At 42.0% G+C, this 17,823-nt stretch carries 15 protein-coding genes; 12 read left to right on the forward strand and 3 right to left on the reverse strand.

Annotated elements, in window-relative coordinates:
* The first annotated feature begins 62 nt into the window (after nucleotides 1-62).
* The 3 genes from EDD70_RS04125 (at nucleotide 63) to EDD70_RS04135 (ending at nucleotide 4,670) form a co-directional block, all read left to right on the forward strand.
* Nucleotides 63-1,940 carry a polysaccharide biosynthesis protein gene (locus tag EDD70_RS04125; RefSeq protein ID WP_162840820.1) on the forward strand — a complete coding sequence of 626 codons (1,878 nt, stop codon included), beginning with the start codon at nucleotides 63-65 and terminating at the stop codon, nucleotides 1,938-1,940.
* 3 nt (nucleotides 1,941-1,943) lie between these two features.
* Nucleotides 1,944-3,317, forward strand: coding sequence for an O-antigen ligase family protein (locus EDD70_RS04130; protein WP_092752736.1), 1,374 nt, complete (start codon nucleotides 1,944-1,946; stop codon nucleotides 3,315-3,317).
* 123 nt (nucleotides 3,318-3,440) lie between these two features.
* Complete coding sequence (locus EDD70_RS04135; RefSeq protein WP_092752734.1) at nucleotides 3,441-4,670, forward strand: glycosyltransferase family 4 protein; 1,230 nt, start codon at nucleotides 3,441-3,443, stop codon at nucleotides 4,668-4,670.
* Between the two features lie 70 nt (nucleotides 4,671-4,740).
* Here the strand turns inward: EDD70_RS04135 and EDD70_RS04140 are convergent, their stop codons facing one another.
* Nucleotides 4,741-5,295 (reverse strand): GNAT family N-acetyltransferase, encoded by a 555-nt coding sequence (locus tag EDD70_RS04140; protein ID WP_092752732.1) that lies wholly within the window; start codon nucleotides 5,293-5,295, stop codon nucleotides 4,741-4,743.
* 129 nt (nucleotides 5,296-5,424) lie between these two features.
* Here EDD70_RS04140 and EDD70_RS04145 point away from each other — a divergent pair, with 129 nt between their 5' ends.
* The 3 genes from EDD70_RS04145 (at nucleotide 5,425) to htpG (ending at nucleotide 10,659) form a co-directional block, all read left to right on the forward strand.
* Nucleotides 5,425-6,198 (forward strand): hypothetical protein, encoded by a 774-nt coding sequence (locus EDD70_RS04145; protein ID WP_092752730.1) that lies wholly within the window; start codon nucleotides 5,425-5,427, stop codon nucleotides 6,196-6,198.
* A 125-nt stretch (nucleotides 6,199-6,323) separates the two neighbouring features.
* Nucleotides 6,324-8,555, forward strand: a complete 2,232-nt coding sequence (locus EDD70_RS04150; RefSeq protein WP_092752728.1) for a HelD family protein — start codon at nucleotides 6,324-6,326, stop codon at nucleotides 8,553-8,555.
* A 211-nt stretch (nucleotides 8,556-8,766) separates the two neighbouring features.
* Complete coding sequence (htpG, locus tag EDD70_RS04155) at nucleotides 8,767-10,659, forward strand: molecular chaperone HtpG (RefSeq protein WP_092752726.1); 1,893 nt, start codon at nucleotides 8,767-8,769, stop codon at nucleotides 10,657-10,659.
* 151 nt (nucleotides 10,660-10,810) lie between these two features.
* Here htpG and EDD70_RS04160 read toward each other — a convergent pair whose 3' ends face one another.
* A complete protein-coding gene (locus tag EDD70_RS04160) occupies nucleotides 10,811-11,035 on the reverse strand; it encodes a hypothetical protein (RefSeq protein ID WP_092752724.1) in 225 nt (74 codons plus the stop codon).
* A gap of 154 nt (nucleotides 11,036-11,189) precedes the next feature.
* On the opposite strand from EDD70_RS04160, the gene EDD70_RS04165 reads away from it, so the two are divergent.
* The 4 genes from EDD70_RS04165 to EDD70_RS04180 all read left to right on the forward strand — a co-directional run bounded on the left by EDD70_RS04165 (nucleotide 11,190) and on the right by EDD70_RS04180 (nucleotide 13,509).
* Nucleotides 11,190-11,483, forward strand: a complete 294-nt coding sequence (locus EDD70_RS04165) for a helix-turn-helix domain-containing protein (RefSeq protein WP_092752722.1) — start codon at nucleotides 11,190-11,192, stop codon at nucleotides 11,481-11,483.
* A 153-nt stretch (nucleotides 11,484-11,636) separates the two neighbouring features.
* On the forward strand, nucleotides 11,637-12,005 hold the full coding sequence (locus EDD70_RS04170; protein WP_092752720.1) for a GntR family transcriptional regulator: 369 nt from the start codon (nucleotides 11,637-11,639) through the stop codon (nucleotides 12,003-12,005).
* Nucleotides 12,005-12,703 carry an ABC transporter ATP-binding protein gene (locus tag EDD70_RS04175; protein ID WP_092752718.1) on the forward strand — a complete coding sequence of 233 codons (699 nt, stop codon included), beginning with the start codon at nucleotides 12,005-12,007 and terminating at the stop codon, nucleotides 12,701-12,703. The genes EDD70_RS04170 and EDD70_RS04175 overlap by 1 nt, the downstream gene beginning before the upstream one ends.
* Entirely contained in the window at nucleotides 12,697-13,509 is an 813-nt protein-coding gene (locus EDD70_RS04180) for a hypothetical protein (protein WP_092752716.1), read from the forward strand. The genes EDD70_RS04175 and EDD70_RS04180 overlap by 7 nt, the downstream gene beginning before the upstream one ends.
* Nucleotides 13,510-13,613: 104 nt before the next feature.
* Here the strand turns inward: EDD70_RS04180 and EDD70_RS04185 are convergent, their stop codons facing one another.
* Entirely contained in the window at nucleotides 13,614-14,279 is a 666-nt protein-coding gene (locus EDD70_RS04185) for a hypothetical protein (protein WP_092754546.1), read from the reverse strand.
* Between the two features lie 357 nt (nucleotides 14,280-14,636).
* On the opposite strand from EDD70_RS04185, the gene EDD70_RS04190 reads away from it, so the two are divergent.
* Together EDD70_RS04190 and EDD70_RS04195 are read left to right on the forward strand one after the other, a co-directional pair.
* Nucleotides 14,637-16,508 carry a glycine betaine ABC transporter substrate-binding protein gene (locus EDD70_RS04190; protein ID WP_092752714.1) on the forward strand — a complete coding sequence of 624 codons (1,872 nt, stop codon included), beginning with the start codon at nucleotides 14,637-14,639 and terminating at the stop codon, nucleotides 16,506-16,508.
* Entirely contained in the window at nucleotides 16,501-17,706 is a 1,206-nt protein-coding gene (locus tag EDD70_RS04195) for a quaternary amine ABC transporter ATP-binding protein (protein WP_092752712.1), read from the forward strand. The genes EDD70_RS04190 and EDD70_RS04195 overlap by 8 nt, the downstream gene beginning before the upstream one ends.
* Nucleotides 17,707-17,823: the final 117 nt, after the last annotated feature.

Consider the following 17,823-nt stretch of genomic DNA (forward strand, 5'->3'; position numbering starts at 1 on the left):
CCTGTAAAATATCACATGATAGTACAGGCAAAATGCTTTTAGCAAAGAAAGGGGAGAGTGCGTTGCATAGCCATCAAAGGCTGATTTCTTTAACGCGAATCGGTGCTTTTGATTTGATAGCGGTAGCATTATCGGTGTGGATTGGATTCCGCTTGAAGTTCGGATTTGTACGCACCATCCCCGAATTTTATCTGCAAAACCAAAACAGGTACATTCTTACCGCTTTTTTGATTCTGTTTGGTATAGAACTACTGCTGGGCTGCGGCAGCTACCTGCCATCCTTTTCGGTTGCAGACGGTGCTCGTTTGCTGTTTGCCGTAGCTTGCACCCAAGGTGTACTGTTTTTGCTTGACCGCTTTCTCAAACTTGGTATCCCCATTGAGGTTATGATTATTCAGGCACTGCTGCTGGTGGTGCTGTTGCTTGTCATACGTCTTTCGGTAAGGCTTGCACGGCTTGGCAATGCACGTTTGAATGGGTTGAAAAACCGAGATTCTATGGAACGTGTGCTGATTTATGGTGCCGGTGAAGTTGGCAGGTACCTTTGCGAGCGCCTTATCAGCCACCCAAAAGAGCATATGCATGTTGTTGGTTTTGTAGATGACAACCCTGCACTGCGGGGGGTAAAAGTGCAGCATGTAAAAGTGCAGGGCACGGCGAAAGACCTCCCCAAAATCCTCGCTCTCACCCATGCGTCACAGTTGATTCTCGCGATAGAGCACTTTCCAAGAGAAATGCTCTCAAGCTTAATTGAAGATTGCCGAGAGCACCATTGCCGCCTAAAAAGGTTTGGCAGTATTGAAGAGCTTGCCAATAATCGGCTTGACACCGCAGCCATCAACGATATCAGTTTGGAGGATTTGCTCCGGCGTGACAGCGTAAAACTAAACCAAGAGCTGCTGCGCGAATTTGTTACGCACCGCTGTGTTATGATTACAGGCGGCGCGGGTTCTATCGGGTCTGAACTTTGCCGGCAAGTTCTTGCAATGGGGGCAAGGCTTCTTGTTATTTTTGATATTCATGAAAACGGCATGTACACGCTCGACAATGAACTGAGAGAACATTTTGACCCTATGCGCTATCGCCTGTGCGTTGGCTCTGTCCGCGATGACGATCGTCTAGATGAAGTGATGGCACAGTTTCATCCCGATGTTCTGTTTCATGCAGCCGCCCACAAACATGTGCCGATGATGGAGCTTAACCCCAAAGAGGCAATTAAAAACAATGTATTTGGTACTTTACGCACCGCACATGCCGCAATGAACAACGGTGTGCGGCGTTTTATTCTCATTTCAACCGACAAGGCAGTAAACCCCACCAATATCATGGGTGCATCTAAACGCATTGCCGAGCTGTGTATCCAAATGCTGGACCATCAAAGCCATACACAATTTGCGGCGGTACGGTTCGGTAATGTACTGGGTAGCTGCGGCAGTGTGGTACCGCTCTTTAAAACCCAAATAGAACGCGGAGGGCCTGTCACCGTTACGCACCCTGACATGCGCCGTTATTTTATGACAATCCCCGAAGCGGTGCAGTTGGTGTTGGAGGCGGGAGCAATGGCAAAAGGGGGAGAGATTTTTGTATTGGATATGGGTGAACCGGTTAAGATTTACGACCTTGCCTGTGATATGATTCGTCTTTCGGGCTATGTCCCTCAGCGCGACATTAAAATTGTGTTTACCGGTATGCGTCCGGGCGAAAAATTGTTCGAAGAACTGCGCCTTGCAGAAGAGGATACCGACAAAACACCGAGTGACAAAATTTATATCAATAAACCGGTGCAAACAGATGAAGAAACTCTTTGCGAGCAGCTTAACATCTTGAAGAAAGTACTGCAAAAAAATGGAGATTTAAAACCGCTGTTTGATGCGGTTCGTTCAATGGTACCCACATTTGGGCAGCAAACAGAGCAGGGGAGCACATCGAAGGAGGAATAACCAATGCCACAGTTTTTACAAAACAGAGAAAGTTTGTTTGGTTTTATATTGCAATGTACACTTGCCGTAATGTTATTTGAACTTGCGGCAACTTATAGTTTTTATGCGTTTGATGTTCTGCTGATTCTTTTGGCAGCCCTGTTTCTTTTGGTATTGTTTGACCGCGCACGCTACGGAGGAACCGCATTTATACGAGACCTTGTAGGGCGCTTTGGCGGTTTTTGGATGATTCCTCTGATGTTGCTTCTTTATATAATTATCGATTTAGTCAGCGTAACATACTCCGTGGTACCTCATCTTGGTTTTGATAAATACAAGGTTGTGGTACTTATGCTGTTTTTATCTGCTTGTGTTTTGTTATATGTCGATAATCTGCAAAAGCTTCGTACCATTCTGCTAACCTTTGGGCTTGCATCCGCGTTTACAGCGCTGTTTACAATCGTCAACTATTTGTTTTTTCATATTTATCCCGTCTATTATACAATGCGCCTTACATTGCGTACGGACTACAATGTATTTGCAAGCACTTTGCTGTTGGGCTTATTGTGCATTTTTTACTTGTTCGTTACCACAGAACGCACTTTACGTACCTGTGTTTTATTTGTGCTGGATGCTTCGTTAACGCTTGCTGTTTTGTTTCTTTCGGCCTCTCGCCGCATCTTTTTAATGCTCCCTTTTATTTTGGGATTTTGGGTTTGCATTTATTTAGTAAAATCGAAAAGTGTACGCGGAGTTTTGTCTGCAATAGCGGTGGTACTTGCTGTAAGCACTTTGTTTTGCTTTGGTACACTGGGTATGCAAAATTATATGCGTAAACAGTACCTTAAATATGGTTCCGTTGGCCCAACGGGCAGCGGTGGAACAAGTGAGGGCAGTGCTGCAGAACGTTACGAAACGGTATGCGAGGGCGACTTTCTATCAAAACGAGAACTGATTTGGAAAATAGCATGGGATGAGTTCAAAGGTTTTACCGCGACGCAAAAATTCATCGGGAGAGGATTTGCTTACGATATCGCTTTGTACGATAACGTAAATAACGAACAGCTCTCAAAAGAATATGCTAATTTACAAGGTGAAAAAGGGTTGCTATCGGCACACAACTTTATATTGGCAGATTTGCTGGATGGAGGTTATATGAAGGCTGCCATCGGTATTTTTATGGTTGGGCTGCTGGTTTGGGCGTGCTTCACTCTGGCATTCCAGTCATTTGCTACCGCTGCAATTTACGGCAACTTGTTAGCGGTAGTTGTTTTAAACAATTTAGTTTCCAACCGCTACGGTTTGCTGTACGATAAATTTTTTTACCTGTTTGCAGTAATGATGCTGCTGCATCTCAGGTATCTGCGTACGCACAGAAAAGAGCTGTTTGGCTCATAGCGTACGTCTGTATTTTGTAAAAGCAAACTGATAGCACAGCTTTTTTCGGGCATAACTAACATCATATAAATATGTTTAAGAACAATACCAATTAAATCCCAACAAAATGGCAGGTGAAGTTATTTGAATATTTTGTTGATTGACCATTATGCAGGCAGCCCCGAAATGGGGATGGAATACCGCCCTTATTACCTTGCGCGTGAATGGGCAAAACAAGGGCATAATGCTACCATCGTTGCAGCAGATTTTTCACATTTACGCAGTAAAAACCCCTTAATAGATGAACCTATTTGTGAAAAGCTGATTGAAAACGTTCGTTTTGTGCTTGTTAAAACCACGGCTTATACAGAAAATGACCGTAAGCGTTACAAAAATGTATTCCGTTTTGTGCAGATATTAAACCGCAATGTGCAGATACTTGCTGAAAAATATAAACCCGATGTTGTAATTGCATCGTCTACCTATCCGTTTGATATTTACCCTGCGCAAAAAATAGCATCAGCAGCAAAGGCAAAGTTGGTTTACGAAGTACACGATGTGCATCCCGAAAGCTTTATCGAGATTTACGGCTACAGTGCTTATCACCCAATTATGCAAACACTAAAGCATGCGGTAAAACATGCATACCGTATCGCTGATTTTGTTATTTCCGTTTTGCCCAGAGTCGACCTGCACATGAAAGAGCTGGGCGTTAAAACAGATAAATTCGCCTACATTCCCAATGGTATTTGTGTGCATGAAGAACCCAAAAAGCAACCGCAGCGCCATATCGACCTAATTACGCGCTACCGTGAAAAGGGCTATTTTGTTGTGATGTATTTAGGGGGATTTGCCCCTGCCAATGCCCTGGATGAATTAGTAAAGTCGGCAAAACATGTAAGCAACAATGTGATATATATGATGGTTGGCAACGGGCTGCAAAAGGCACCGCTCAAACGCTATGCAAAGCAAAACAATCTTAGCAATATTATGTTTCTTGATGCAGTAGAAAAAGACCAAGTGCAAATTATTTTAGCACTTGCCGATTGTTTATATATTGGTGCACTGCCTCTTGAGGTATACCGCTATGGCGTTGGTATGAACAAGCTGTACGATTATATGTATTCGGGGCGCCCTATTATCTGTGCCATGAATGTGCCTGAAAACCCTGTAGAAACAACGCACTGCGGCATTGTTTTACCTAAAAACAATGCTGAAAAAATTGCCGAGGCAATAGAAGCCATCAAACAGATGCCCGAATCAGAGCGGGCAGCGATGGGCGAACACGGGAAAACTTACGTTTTGGAGAACAACCTTTACAGTGTTTTGGCAAAACGTTTTATAGATGCGATTAACGACAAAGAAACACAGTAAACATAAGCGGTATTACAGCAAACAAGACCATCTGCAGTTGGCAGATGGTCTTGTTTCTTTATGAGGATGATTATTTTCGCAGCATATCAATGGTAAACGGGTAAAAACCAAACTTTTGGTAAAAACCGATTGCTTTATCGTTACCAAACGCCACACACAGTTTTAGATTGGAGATACCGTTCTCATCAAAATATGCAAGAGCTTTGCTCATCAGCAGTTTGCCGTAACCACTGCCCCGCAGGCGTTCATCTACATAAAGCATTTCAATCTCGCCCTCGCCAAGTTCACGATTGCAGTTAACAGCGCAGAACCCCCCAGGCTCACCGCCTTCTTTGGATAGCAATACAAAAAATATCACTTCACAGCCCGATGCAATTTTTTGTTGCAGTAAAGATTCGTGCACTTCAAAAGTAAAGGTTTTAAATAGATGAGAAAAATAAGTGGAGTTGCTGCCGTTGTTTTCTACCAGTTTAACCCAAAGCGGCTTTAATAGTGGGAAAGATGTGTAATCCATCTGTTTGCAAATCATATTCATAATTTTTTTCTCCTTGTTCTCAATATCAAACTGTAAAGCCATACGGTTGCCTGCTTTGGGGCGTTTGGCTGTGTAAAGCAATTTTATCATACTGCAAATACCAAGGCAATAAAGCAGCTGAAAAATTATTTTTACAATTTTGCAATAAAATGATGTTTTTCGGATTACTATACAATTATAGAGTGCATGATAATAAAAACACGAGAAGAGGATTTTTTCATGAATAGATACAACGGTTTGTTTTTTAGACTAACTGTACTTGCAATTGGTACGGCGGCATTTTGCGCAGCAATCGTTCTCACATTAAGTGCATGCGGCAAGGTTATGCCGGATGCATCACAAAGCAGTGGTGAAACGACAACACAACAAACCATTCAGAACCCCGTAACGGCATCGAGCAAGAGCGAAGCGGATGATGGATACGATATGATAGGAGTACCCAAATTGGTGATTAGCGATTCAATGATGTACCGCGGTACAGTACTATCCATAGATTCTTTACCGGATTCAGATGCGGAAATTTTATTATTGACGCTGATGAGTGTCGATGGAACCGGTTTTTCTCCATCTACATTGCCAGTTGCAATTACAGAAGAAACCAAGCTGAGTTTCGAAAAGTATAAGTTAGAAAAAGGTGCTTATCTCGAAGTTTATTACGGTGCAAACCCAAAAGAAAAACAGCAATACGCAAAAGCCATTGCCGTTAACTTGCTGATACCTGCAGAACGCTCTGTGTTTAATGGCGAACTGGTTGAGATAATAGAGAATAGTGAGGATAAAGATAAAATTTCTTTGCTGCTAAAGCCATTGGATGAAGGGATGAAAACGGTATTTCATATTTCAGATAAAACACAGCTTTATATAAAACTTGAAGAACTTAAAAAAGGCGACAAAATCAACATTTACTATAATGGTATCGCTACTTTCAGCATTCCGCCGCAATCAACCGCTATGGAAATCCGCCCATATACCGCACTTGTTTCTGAAAAATAAATGCGAATATATTTCGGCTCGTACTTTCGTGGTACGAGTCTTTTTTATTGCGTTTACACATATTATCAAAAATGTGGTATAATAAGAAATTATGACTTACGCACCACAAAAGGGGGTACGAATAATTGCAAACGTATGAGCAGGAATTTCAGACTGAGCAGGCCTATCTGCAAAAGGTAACCGACCTTGCCCAAGCCCGCCTTGTGTCGCAGCAAGAGCAGGCGATTAAAGAAAAGAAAAAACTTGTAGAACTCAACCGCTTGATGTACGAAAATACCGTACATTTTTCGCATGATTTTGATAAACTCACCGAGGCGAACCAAGAGCTTGGCAATATTGAAGCACGTACCATCAATTACCGTATGCTGGCGAAACGCTTGCGTATGTACGAGCATATGATTGATATGCCTTATTTTGCGCGCATCGATTTTACAGAAGATGGTTACGACCGTGAACCAATCTATATCGGTACAGGCAGCCTTACCGATGAAGACGGGCTGGATGCATATGTTTACGACTGGCGTGCACCCGTTTCAAGTTTGTTTTATCGTTGTGAACCCGGCAGGGTAAGCTATCGTTCTCCGTCGGGCGATATCAAAGGTGAAATGAACCTGAAACGCCAGTATGAAATCAAACACGGCAAGTTGAATTATTTTTTTGATTGCAGTGTCAATGTAGTTGACGATATTTTGCGCAGTGTCCTTTCAAAAAACGCGTCACCAAAAATGAAAACAATTGTCGAAACAATCCAGCGAGAACAGGATGTTATTATCCGTGACCTCAATAGTGATTTGCTGATGGTGCAAGGGGTGGCGGGCAGCGGTAAAACTTCGGTTGCCCTGCACCGCGTAGCTTTTTTGATGTATGAAGGGCTTACCGGAGGGCTTGCTGCGAACAATATTATTATCCTTTCGCCCAACGCATTGTTTGGCAAATATATTTCGGGTGTTTTGCCGGAGTTGGGGGAAGAGAACATCGCCACAAAAACATTTGAAACTATTTTTGAAGATTATTTCGGCACCCATATTACAATCAAAAGCCGCAACAGTATACTGGAACAATTGGTCTCGGACGGAGACAAAAAACAGCAAGCATTGCTGAAAGAATCGTTGGAGTTCCAACTCTCGTCTGATTTTTGTGAAATTTTAAACCGCTTTATCGCTTATTATGAACGCAGTTTACTTGATATTCCCGACATTTATTACGGGGGTAAATGCCTTGTAACGCGGCAGGCACTGCGTGAAGAATTGCTGCACAGCAGGGTGAACATGCCTGTGGCAAAACGCCTGCGTATTATTGAAGAAAAATTATTTGAAAAACTGCACAAAGCCAAAAAGACCAGGCTTGCACAGCTAGAGAAGTTTGTTCTTGACCACCCTGAGCACCAATTTGAGGTAAAAGCGCAGGCTAGGCTTTTATCCATTAAAGAGATTACTGTGCTTGCACATAAAATCAGAACATTCACACGTATAAATGTTCTGTCTGTCTACAAAGAATTGGTTGCAGATAAAGAATTGTTTTGCCGAATTGCAGGTGAGATTAAGCTCCCCGAACATATCGATGAGCTGCTAGACTTTATAAGTAAAAACCTGCGCAGTAATGCAGTAGGTTATGCCGAAGGAATGGCACTGCTTTACCTGCAAGTAAAAATGCTGGGTGTTAAACCCCACAGTAACATCAAACAGGTGGTTATCGATGAGGCGCAAGATTATTACTCTATGCACTACAGGATTTTGAGCACTATCTTGCCAAACGCCCGCTACACCATATTGGGTGATGTGAATCAGACGATTGCAAAACAGGCAGATTTTACGCTGTACGAAGAAATCAAGAGCATTTTGGGTAAACGTAAAAATACGCTCGCCACTATGAATAAAAGCTTTCGCTGTTCAACCGAAATCAGCGAATTCAGCCGCCGTTTTATCGATAGTGACACGCGGCAGCAAAGTTTTGACCGTCATGAACAAGAACCGGAGATACGCTCGGCGAAAACTGTGCCCGAACTGGATGCGCAACTGCTTAACGACATTGCGATATGCAAAGAGCAAGGCTTTGGTTCATTGGCGGTGTTGTGCAAAAGTTTTGCGCAGGCACATGAACTGTACCATCGTATTTCAGATAAAGCCGACCTTCGTCTTGTAGGCGAATATACCGAGGATATTGGGTTGGGAACTTATATTCTGCCTATTTACATGGCGAAGGGGCTAGAGTTCGATGCGGCTTTTGTTTACGGTACAGACAGTGATGCTTATGTGACGGAGGATGACAGAAAGCTGCTTTACGTAGCTTCTACCCGCCCTTTGCACCGCCTTTACTTGTACCATACCGGCAAATTGAGCAAACTGATTGAAGAATAGTTGTTGCTTAAAACAAATAATGTAATTAAAATATTGTTGAGAAAAGGGCAGAATTGTTCTGCCCTTTTTGTTTTATGATATAGTTACGAATTCAATTTTTAAAAATCTGTAAACTGCAATAATCTCTCTTGATTTTTGGCAGAGTTTGTACTATAGTATTATTAGCACTCTGGCACAATGAGTGCCAAAATACATCGAAGGTGGAATTGCAATGGCTACAAAACAATTTAAAGCAGAATCAAAACGTCTGCTGGATTTAATGATCAATTCAATTTATACCCACCGCGAAATATTTCTGCGCGAACTCATTTCCAACGCAAGCGATGCAATCGATAAGCTATACTATAAATCGCTCAGCGATGGCAGCACAGGCTTATCGCGCGATGATTTCGCCATAAATCTTTCTGTGGATAAAGCTGCACGTACAATCACACTGAGCGATAACGGCTGCGGTATGACGAAAGAAGAACTTGAACAGAACCTTGGTACTATCGCCAAAAGCGGATCTTTGGCATTTAAAAAAGAAAATGCCGATAAAGAGAATAAAGACGATATTGACATTATTGGCCAATTCGGTGTTGGCTTTTATTCTGCATTTATGGTAGCAGACTGCGTTAAAGTAATCAGTAAGGTGTGTGGCAGCGACGAAGCATACTGCTGGGAGTCGCATGGTGTAGACGGTTACACGATTGAACCCTGTGAAAAAGAAGGACATGGCACCGATGTTATCCTCACTGTGAAGACGAATAAAGATGAAGAAAACTACGATGAATTTCTGGAATCTTATCGCTTACAGCAAATCGTCCGCAAATACTCCGATTATATCCGTTACCCTATAAAGATGGAAGTTGAAAAACGCCGCCCCAAAGAGGGAGGAGAAGAAAACGAAACCGAAACCTACACCGAGGTAGAAACCCTCAACAGTATGGTGCCGTTGTGGAAGAAAAACAAGAGCGAAATTACTGCGGAAGAGTACAACAACTTTTATAAAGAGAAGTTCTATGATTTTGAAGACCCCGCCAAGGTTATCCACAGCAGTACCGAGGGCAGTGCAACCTACAACGCGTTGCTGTTCATTCCTGCGCGCGCACCCTACAATTATTACACACGCGATTACGAAAAGGGTTTGCAGCTTTATGCCAGCGGCGTAATGATTATGGACAAGTGTGCCGACCTGCTGCCGGATTGCTTCAGCTTTGTGCGCGGCTTGGTTGATTCGCAAGATTTAAGTCTCAACATCTCGCGTGAGATGCTGCAACACGACAGACAGCTTAAAATTATTGAGGGCAGGCTCGAAAAGAAAATTAAAAGCGAACTGCTTGCTATGCTCAACGGTGAGCGTGATAAATACGAGGCATTCTTTAAAAACTTTGGGTTGCAGCTAAAATACGGCGTATACAGCGAATACGGTGCGAAAAAAGATTTGCTCAAAGATTTGCTGCTGTTCTATTCCTCCAGCGAGAAAAAGCTGGTCACCATTGCGGAATACATCGGCAGAATGAAAGAGGACCAGAAGAATATCTACTATGCATCCGGTGAAACAGTTGAGCGTATTGATCACCTGCCGCAAATTGAATTGCTCAAAGATAAAGGCTATGAAATACTCTATCTCACCGATGATGTGGATGAATTTGCACTTACCATGATGCATGAATATGACGGTAAAGAGTTTAAGTCTGCCGCTAGCAGTGACTTAAACCTTGAAAGCGAAGAGGAAAAAGAAGCGGCAAAGAAGCAGACAGAAGATAACAAAGACCTGCTTGCTTTGATGAAAGAGGCATTGGGCGATAAAGTAACAGCAGTTTCCCTTTCACAACGTCTAAAAACGCATCCTGTTTGTCTTGCAAGCAAGGGGGCGCTATCGCTTGAAATGGAGAAAGTGCTCAATGCAATGCCGAATGACCAAAAGGTAAAAGCAGAGCGCGTGCTTGAAATCAACGCCAACCACCCCGTGTTCAACACACTTACCAAACTGTTTGACAGTGATAAAGATAAGGTGAAAACTTATGCTCATTTGCTGTATTCACAAGCAATGCTCATAGAGGGTATGCCGATTGAAGACCCTGTTGAGTTCTCGAACCAAATTTGTGAGCTTATGGCTTAAGTATATAATATAAAAGCAGAGTGCAGTCTGCTGCACTCTGCTTTTTACGGTAATCTATCCAATATTTTATACGGGACTCTAATGATATTCCCCCTGAAAAGTGAAACTGATATTTATGTTTTAAGGAGCTGATCCTGCGATCAGCTCCTTTTTAGTATATACTATTAATAAAATCAACGATTTCGCCGTAGTCTGTAAAGGTTAATTTTCGGTCAAAAATATAAGACAGAGCATAATTACACTCTTTTATATCGTATAGCTGCCACTTGGTATCTCGCAGAGTTTGGATGATATAAAGGTTGGCGCTTGCATCTCTGAGGTCTGAAATAAACATATTGTTCTGTTCAGAAATTGCATCCAATATTACACCTTTCATATCATATTCCCCCAAATGCGATAAAATCGTACATAATAGTAAAATTATATCATCTTCCCTGTGTGTAGTCAACACAGGGTGGATAATAATACATATTCAGTACACTTAAAAGCGACTACAATGTATTAAACTATTATGGTAAGGAGGCGGGAATATGGTGTTTGATTTTGGTTATCGGCTGCGGGAGCTGCGAGAGCAGAAAAATATGACACAAGTACAAGTAGCAAAACGCCTAAACCTCTCAAAAGCGACAATCAGCGGCTATGAAAATAACATTAAGACTCCTTCGCTAGAGGTGTTAAAACATCTGGCAATCTTGTTTGAGGTTCCAACAGATTATCTTTTGGGTTTTGAAAACCGAAAAATGCTCATTATAGAAGGTTTGACAGAACATCAGCAAGAGATATTAATAAAATTGATTTATGAGTTTAAAAAAAACAAGTCGTAAAATATATTTTTATGGGAATCGTTTTCTGAAAAGAGTACGACTCTTTTTATTTATTAAAATTTAATCTCATATAAAAAAAGATATTGACAAAGTACTTATTTGATTGTATTATTGTACTAACACCATAATACAATAATACAGGGAGGCGAAAAGATGAATTGGGATCTCAAATCAGATCGCCCCATATATACACAACTGGTTGAACAGATTGAGTTACGAATTGTGTCGGGGCAATATCATGCGGGCGAGCGGCTTCCCGCTGTGCGTGATATGGCAGCACAGGCAGAGGTGAACCCAAATACTATGCAAAAAGCTTTGGCAGAGCTGGAACGCAAAGGGCTTGTTTACACGCAACGTACCAGCGGCAGATATATTACGGAGGATGAGCAGATGATTCGGGGGCTTAAAGATTTATTGGCGCAAATGCAAATCAAAGAGTTTTTAGAGAAAATGAATAACTTGGGTTTTACCAAACAAGAAACTCTGCAGTTAATTCAGCTAGTTATGGAGGGGAATGCTTAATGACACCAATTTTAGAGTGCAAATCACTTGTAAAGCGCTATGGAGGGCGAAATGCACTTGCCGGTATCAATCTTACCATTCATCGTGGAAGAATTGTAGGTCTGCTTGGCCCCAATGGAAGCGGCAAAACAACAATGATTAAACTTGCAAGCGGGCTGCTTACACCCTCTGGCGGTGAGATTTTAATCAATGGCAATGCGCCCGGAGTTGAAACAAAAAAACATGTAAGCTATTTACCCGAACGTACTTATTTGGCAGACTGGATGAAAGTTGACGACATGCTGAAGATCTTTGCAGATTTTTATGAAGATTTCAACCTAAACAAAGCGGTGGAGATGTTGCAAAGATTAAACATTAATATAAACGACAGGCTCAAAACTATGTCGAAGGGTACGAAAGAGAAGGTTCAGTTGATTTTGGTAATGAGCCGTGAAGCAGACCTTTATCTGCTGGATGAACCGATTGGTGGTGTTGACCCTGCAGCACGCGATTATATTTTAAACACCATAATCAATAACTATAACGAGAATGCAACCGTTATTATCTCTACCCACCTTATTTCGGATATCGAGCGTGTTTTGGATGATGTGGTTTTTATTAATCAGGGGCATATTGTACTTACCGATTCGGTAGACGATATCCGCGAGGTGCAGGGTAAATCGGTAGATTCGCTGTTCAGGGAGGTGTTCAGATGCTAGGCAAACTGATGAAATATGAAATTAAGGCAACTGCGCGTTTTTTTCTTCCGTTATACGGCGCTTTGCTCGTTCTCGCAGTCATCAATAAGCTGTTTTTTTCGTTCAATATTTTTAACGAAGCAGATATTTTGTTCTTAGACCAATTCAGCGCTATACCAAGAGCACTTGCTTTGACTTTGTATATTGCTATTATTATTGCAATTTTTGTAATTACTGCAATTGTAATGATACATCGGTTTTATAAAAACTTGCTTGGTGATGAAGGATACCTGATGTTTACCTTACCGGTAAAGCCATGGATGAATATTGCCAATAAGCTGATTGTCTCGGTAATGTGGGTGATTATAAGCAGTTTCATTACTGTTTTTTCAATTTTCATTTTGGTTGTGAACAGCGAATTGCTCAGGGAGATCCCAAATGTAATTATCTTAACTTTCCGAGAAATCAATACCGAACTGGGTTTAAATGCAGGGCTGTTTATACTTGAAATGGGTCTAGCAGCAATTATTTCGATTGTGGTTAATATCTTACAGATTTATGCTGCTATCGCAATTGGTCAGTTGTGCAACAGCCATAAGCTGCTTGCATCGTTCGGTGCTTATCTTGCAATTAACATCGTTTTGCAAACGGTACTCAGCGTGTTTTTTGTTTCTGTTGCTGTTCTGTTCCCAAATTGGGAATCAATAAATCCAAGCTATGTTATGAATATGATTATGATTGGCGGTATAGTAATTAGTGCAGTAGTTGGTGCAGTATTTTACTTTGTCACTCATTATATCCTCGCAAATAAACTAAATTTGGAGTAAACCGATAAAAGTCGGTTCTCATATAATAACAATAACCCTAAACACAAAAACACCTCCTGAAAAGGGGGTGTTTTTGTGTCTTAAAATTACCTTTAAAAACTGTATCAGCGAAATTTCTTTTTCATATCCTTGTAACCTAACCAAACTATCCAAACATAAGCAATTGTTTTCGGAATCATCATCACACCGACGATGGGGTAGGTGCCGGCACAAAGTACTACGGGTATGTAAAAAGCAAATGAAAGTGTAACGGCAAGCCACAGCCAACGAAACGACCAGTCACTGTGTTTATGTGCCTGACGGTAAAATACAATAATCAAAAGCAGCCCCATCAGCGCAAAAGGTATATTTCGAATGATGCCCCACAAAACAGGTGGTGTAGCATTTGTCCATTCGTTCTGCGGCAGCAAACAAAGTGCTGTGCGTATTGCTGCCAGTACGTAAATTGCAGCAGTAAGTCCGTTTTTATTTTTTATGCGGTAACGTATGTACCAAATGCGGTACAGCAGCACATAAAATGCAGTCATGGTAACAGATGTAATCAGCTTGCCGATACCCAGTGCAACTATGTTGGCTTCAAGCCCCGATGTCAAAAGAGCATAAGCGCGGGGTACCAAATGGAATGCATCACCCACACCCAGCACAATCGCCATCCAGCCCCAAAGCTTATACTGGGGGTTTCCTCGGCATTGAATCAGCATCGCCATGCCAATTATTAAAATAGCAGTAAGGTAAGCAAAATCAAATCCTGCTTCGAAAATTGCACGAATCATAATAAAAACTCCTGTTAAATTGGAAAAGATAATTAATTTTAGTGAATATGAGTTAAAATAGTATCTTTTATTATACACCCTGCATCAAGATAAGCCAACAATAATATTGAAGAATGGTTCTTCCATCTTTTTCCTACAGATATTTAGCTTAAATAAAAAGATAAAAAGACTTTATTCGGCATTATTCATGATGCTTTATGGAGTAAAATTTGGTAGGAATATCAAAATAATTCTAAAAAAAGAGACTGCTATTAGGAATATTTGTGGTTGACGCAGTGACAACCTATATGTTAGAATGGGGTTGTCGCCAAAAATTAGGATTGACAAAATTTGTTTTCCATGGGAGGGAAATGTATGAAACGAACAATATCAATTGTACTTGTATTGGTACTTACAATTTCGGTGATTGCAGGCTTTTCGGGCTGTGCAAAAAAATCACGCGAAATTGTTTTTGCCGATGTAGGTTGGGACAGCATCAAGTTTCACAATGCGGTTGCAGGGCTGATTGCTGAATCGGCTTTCGGGTATGCTTGGAGAGAAGTGCCCGGATCCACCCCAATCATGCATGAGGCGCTAAAAAAAGGTGAAGTTGATGTGCATATGGAGGAATGGACCGATAACCTCGCTACCTATGACTCCGACCTTGCCGCCGGGCTGTTTCAAGACCTCGGTACAAACTTCGGTGATAATAAACAGGGCTTTTATGTGCCGCGCTATGTTATAGAGGGCGACCCCGAACGTGGTATTGAGCCTGTTGCGCCAGACCTTAAAACGGTGCAGGATCTCAAAAAATATCCTCATCTCTTTCCGGACGATGAAAACCCAAGCAAAGGCAGAATTTATGGTGCAATACCCGGTTGGGAAATTGACGAAATTATGCACAATAAGGTAAAATTTTATGGGCTTGACAAAGACTATATTTATTTCCGCCCCGGTTCGGATGCAGCACTTTCTGCGGCATTTACTTCTGCTTATGAAAAGGGCAAGCCTACCGTCGGTTATTATTGGGAGCCCACCTGGTTGCTTGGCAAGTACGATATGGTTTTGCTGCAAGACAATCCTTATACGGATGAAGCAAGTTATTCAGCGGGCAAAACCGAATGCCCTTCGGTAAATGTCACTATTGGTGTAAGCAACCAGTTTGCAAAAGATGCTCCTGAATTCTGTGAGTTTTTAAAAAAATACGAAACATCCAGTGCCCTAACCTCGGAGGCTTTGGCACATATGCAGGATACGGGAGACAATTACACCGATACTGCAAAATGGTTTTTGGCTGAGCACAGCGACTTGATTGACAAATGGCTGAGTGGCGAGCAGGCAGAACAAGTAAAAGGTGCGCTCGGTTTGACTGTAGAAAAGAAAAATTATTTTATGGATTTTCCGTTTACACTGCCTATCGACGTCGATGCATTTGATGCTTCGGTCAAAAGCTTCGCAGTACAGTTTGATGGATTTTTTAGCGCAATAAAAGATGGATTAAATGGGCTTATTGGTTTTATCTACGGTATACTAAGCATTATTCCTTGGTGGTTATTGATTGCAGTTGTATTTATAGGAGGATGGAAACTAACCGGTAAAGTACAGATTGGTTTGCTTTATTCGGCTCTGCTTTTTATCATTGGTATGATAGGATTATGGAGTTTGATGTACGAAACATTATCCATTGTACTGGCATCGGTTGTAATTTCTCTTGCAATCGGTTTCCCGGTAGGCATTCTTGTTTCGGGCAGTGAACGGGCAAACACGATTGTCCGCCCGATACTGGATACGATGCAGACCATGCCTGTTTTCGTTTACCTAATCCCTGCGGTGCTGTTCTTTGGTTTAGGTAAGGCGCCTGCTGTAATTGCAACTACCATTTATGCAGTAGTTCCCATTATCCGTCTTACCAGCCATGGTATCCGCCAAGTAGACCAAGAGGTAGTCGAGGCAGCCAGGTCATTCGGTTCTACCCGCTTTCAAAGCCTTTGGAAGGTGCAAATTCCGCAGGCAATGCCAACCATCCTTGCTGGTGTAAACCAAACCCTTATGATGGCAATGGCAATGGTGGTTACCTGTTCGATGATTGGTGCATCGGGGCTTGGCATGGAAGTGCTGATTGGTGTTAACCGTATTGAAATCGGGCGCGGACTGCTTGCCGGAATAGCAGTAGTAATTGTGGCAATATTAATGGACCGCCTGACGCAGGGCTGGTTCAAGAAAGGGGAGGGAAACGGTAATGGCTGAAATTACAAACAATAATACAGAAACTGTAAAAGATGATATCATAAAGGTCAGTCACTTGACCAAGCTCTATGGCTCAAATAAAAGCGAAGCTACAAAAATGATGAAAAACGGTGCAGATAAAGATACTGTTTATAAACAAACGGGTGTTACCGTAGCCTTGTGGGACGTTAGCTTTAACGTAAAACGCGGTGAAATCTTTGTAATCATCGGTCTTTCGGGATCAGGCAAATCTACCGTAGTGCGTACTTTGAATATGCTGCATAAACCGACAAGCGGCAAGGTGATTTTCGAAGACAGTGCAATCGATAAATTTGGTATAAAAGATTTGCGTGATTACCGCAGAAATAAAATATCGATGGTATTTCAAAGTTTTGGCTTAATGAGCCACCGCGATGTTATTGGAAATGTAGCTTACGGGTTGGAAGTAAAAGGCGTACCGCGTATTGAACGAGAAGGAAAAGCCCTAGAGATGATTAATATGGTAGGGCTGAACGGGCATGAACATTCAAGCATCAGCAGCCTTTCAGGTGGAATGAAGCAGCGAGTAGGCATTGCCCGTGCATTGGCGAACGACCCCGAGGTACTGCTGATGGATGAACCGTTCTCTGCGCTTGACCCGTTGGTGCGTAAGGATATGCAGTTTGAATTGCTTTCGATTCAACGCAAATTGAAAAAAACAGTGGTTTTTATCACGCATGACATCAACGAGGCGTTTAAGCTTGGAGACACGGTTGCCATTATGCGTGATGGTAAACTGATTCAGGTGGGAACTCCTGAGGAAATGAGTGAACATCCTGCTGATGATTATGTACACCAATTTATTGACAGTGCCGATAAAACCAAGGTGCTTAGTGCGAAACATGTTATGGTTACGCCCACTTGTGTGCGTTTAAAAGATACACCCCAGTATGCAATTCGCGAAATGCGCAGCAACGGTACGTCCACAGCTTATGTGGTAGACGAGCAAATGCATCTGCGCGGCATTGTTGCAATTGATGATGCTATTCGCGCCAAAAAAGATCAGCTCCCTTTGAGAGAAGTATATATACAAGACGTGCAGACTACAACAAAAGACACGCTGATCAGCGACATTCTGCCGATTGCAGCAGAAGCAAAATATCCTGTCGCTGTAGTGGAAGAAGACGGCAGTTTGGAGGGCATTGTTACAAAAGCATCGGTATTGTCCTCATTAATTTAATAAAATGTAAAACAACTCCCAGTGTACCCATTGGTGCACTGGGAGTTGCGCTTTATTTACTTGTTTTTGTACTGTAATGATGTTAACATAAAAATACAATCAGCGAGATGTTTGTTT

The sequence above is a fragment of the Hydrogenoanaerobacterium saccharovorans genome, from assembly GCF_003814745.1.
GTDB classification, from domain to species: Bacteria; Bacillota; Clostridia; order Oscillospirales; family Ruminococcaceae; genus Hydrogenoanaerobacterium; species Hydrogenoanaerobacterium saccharovorans.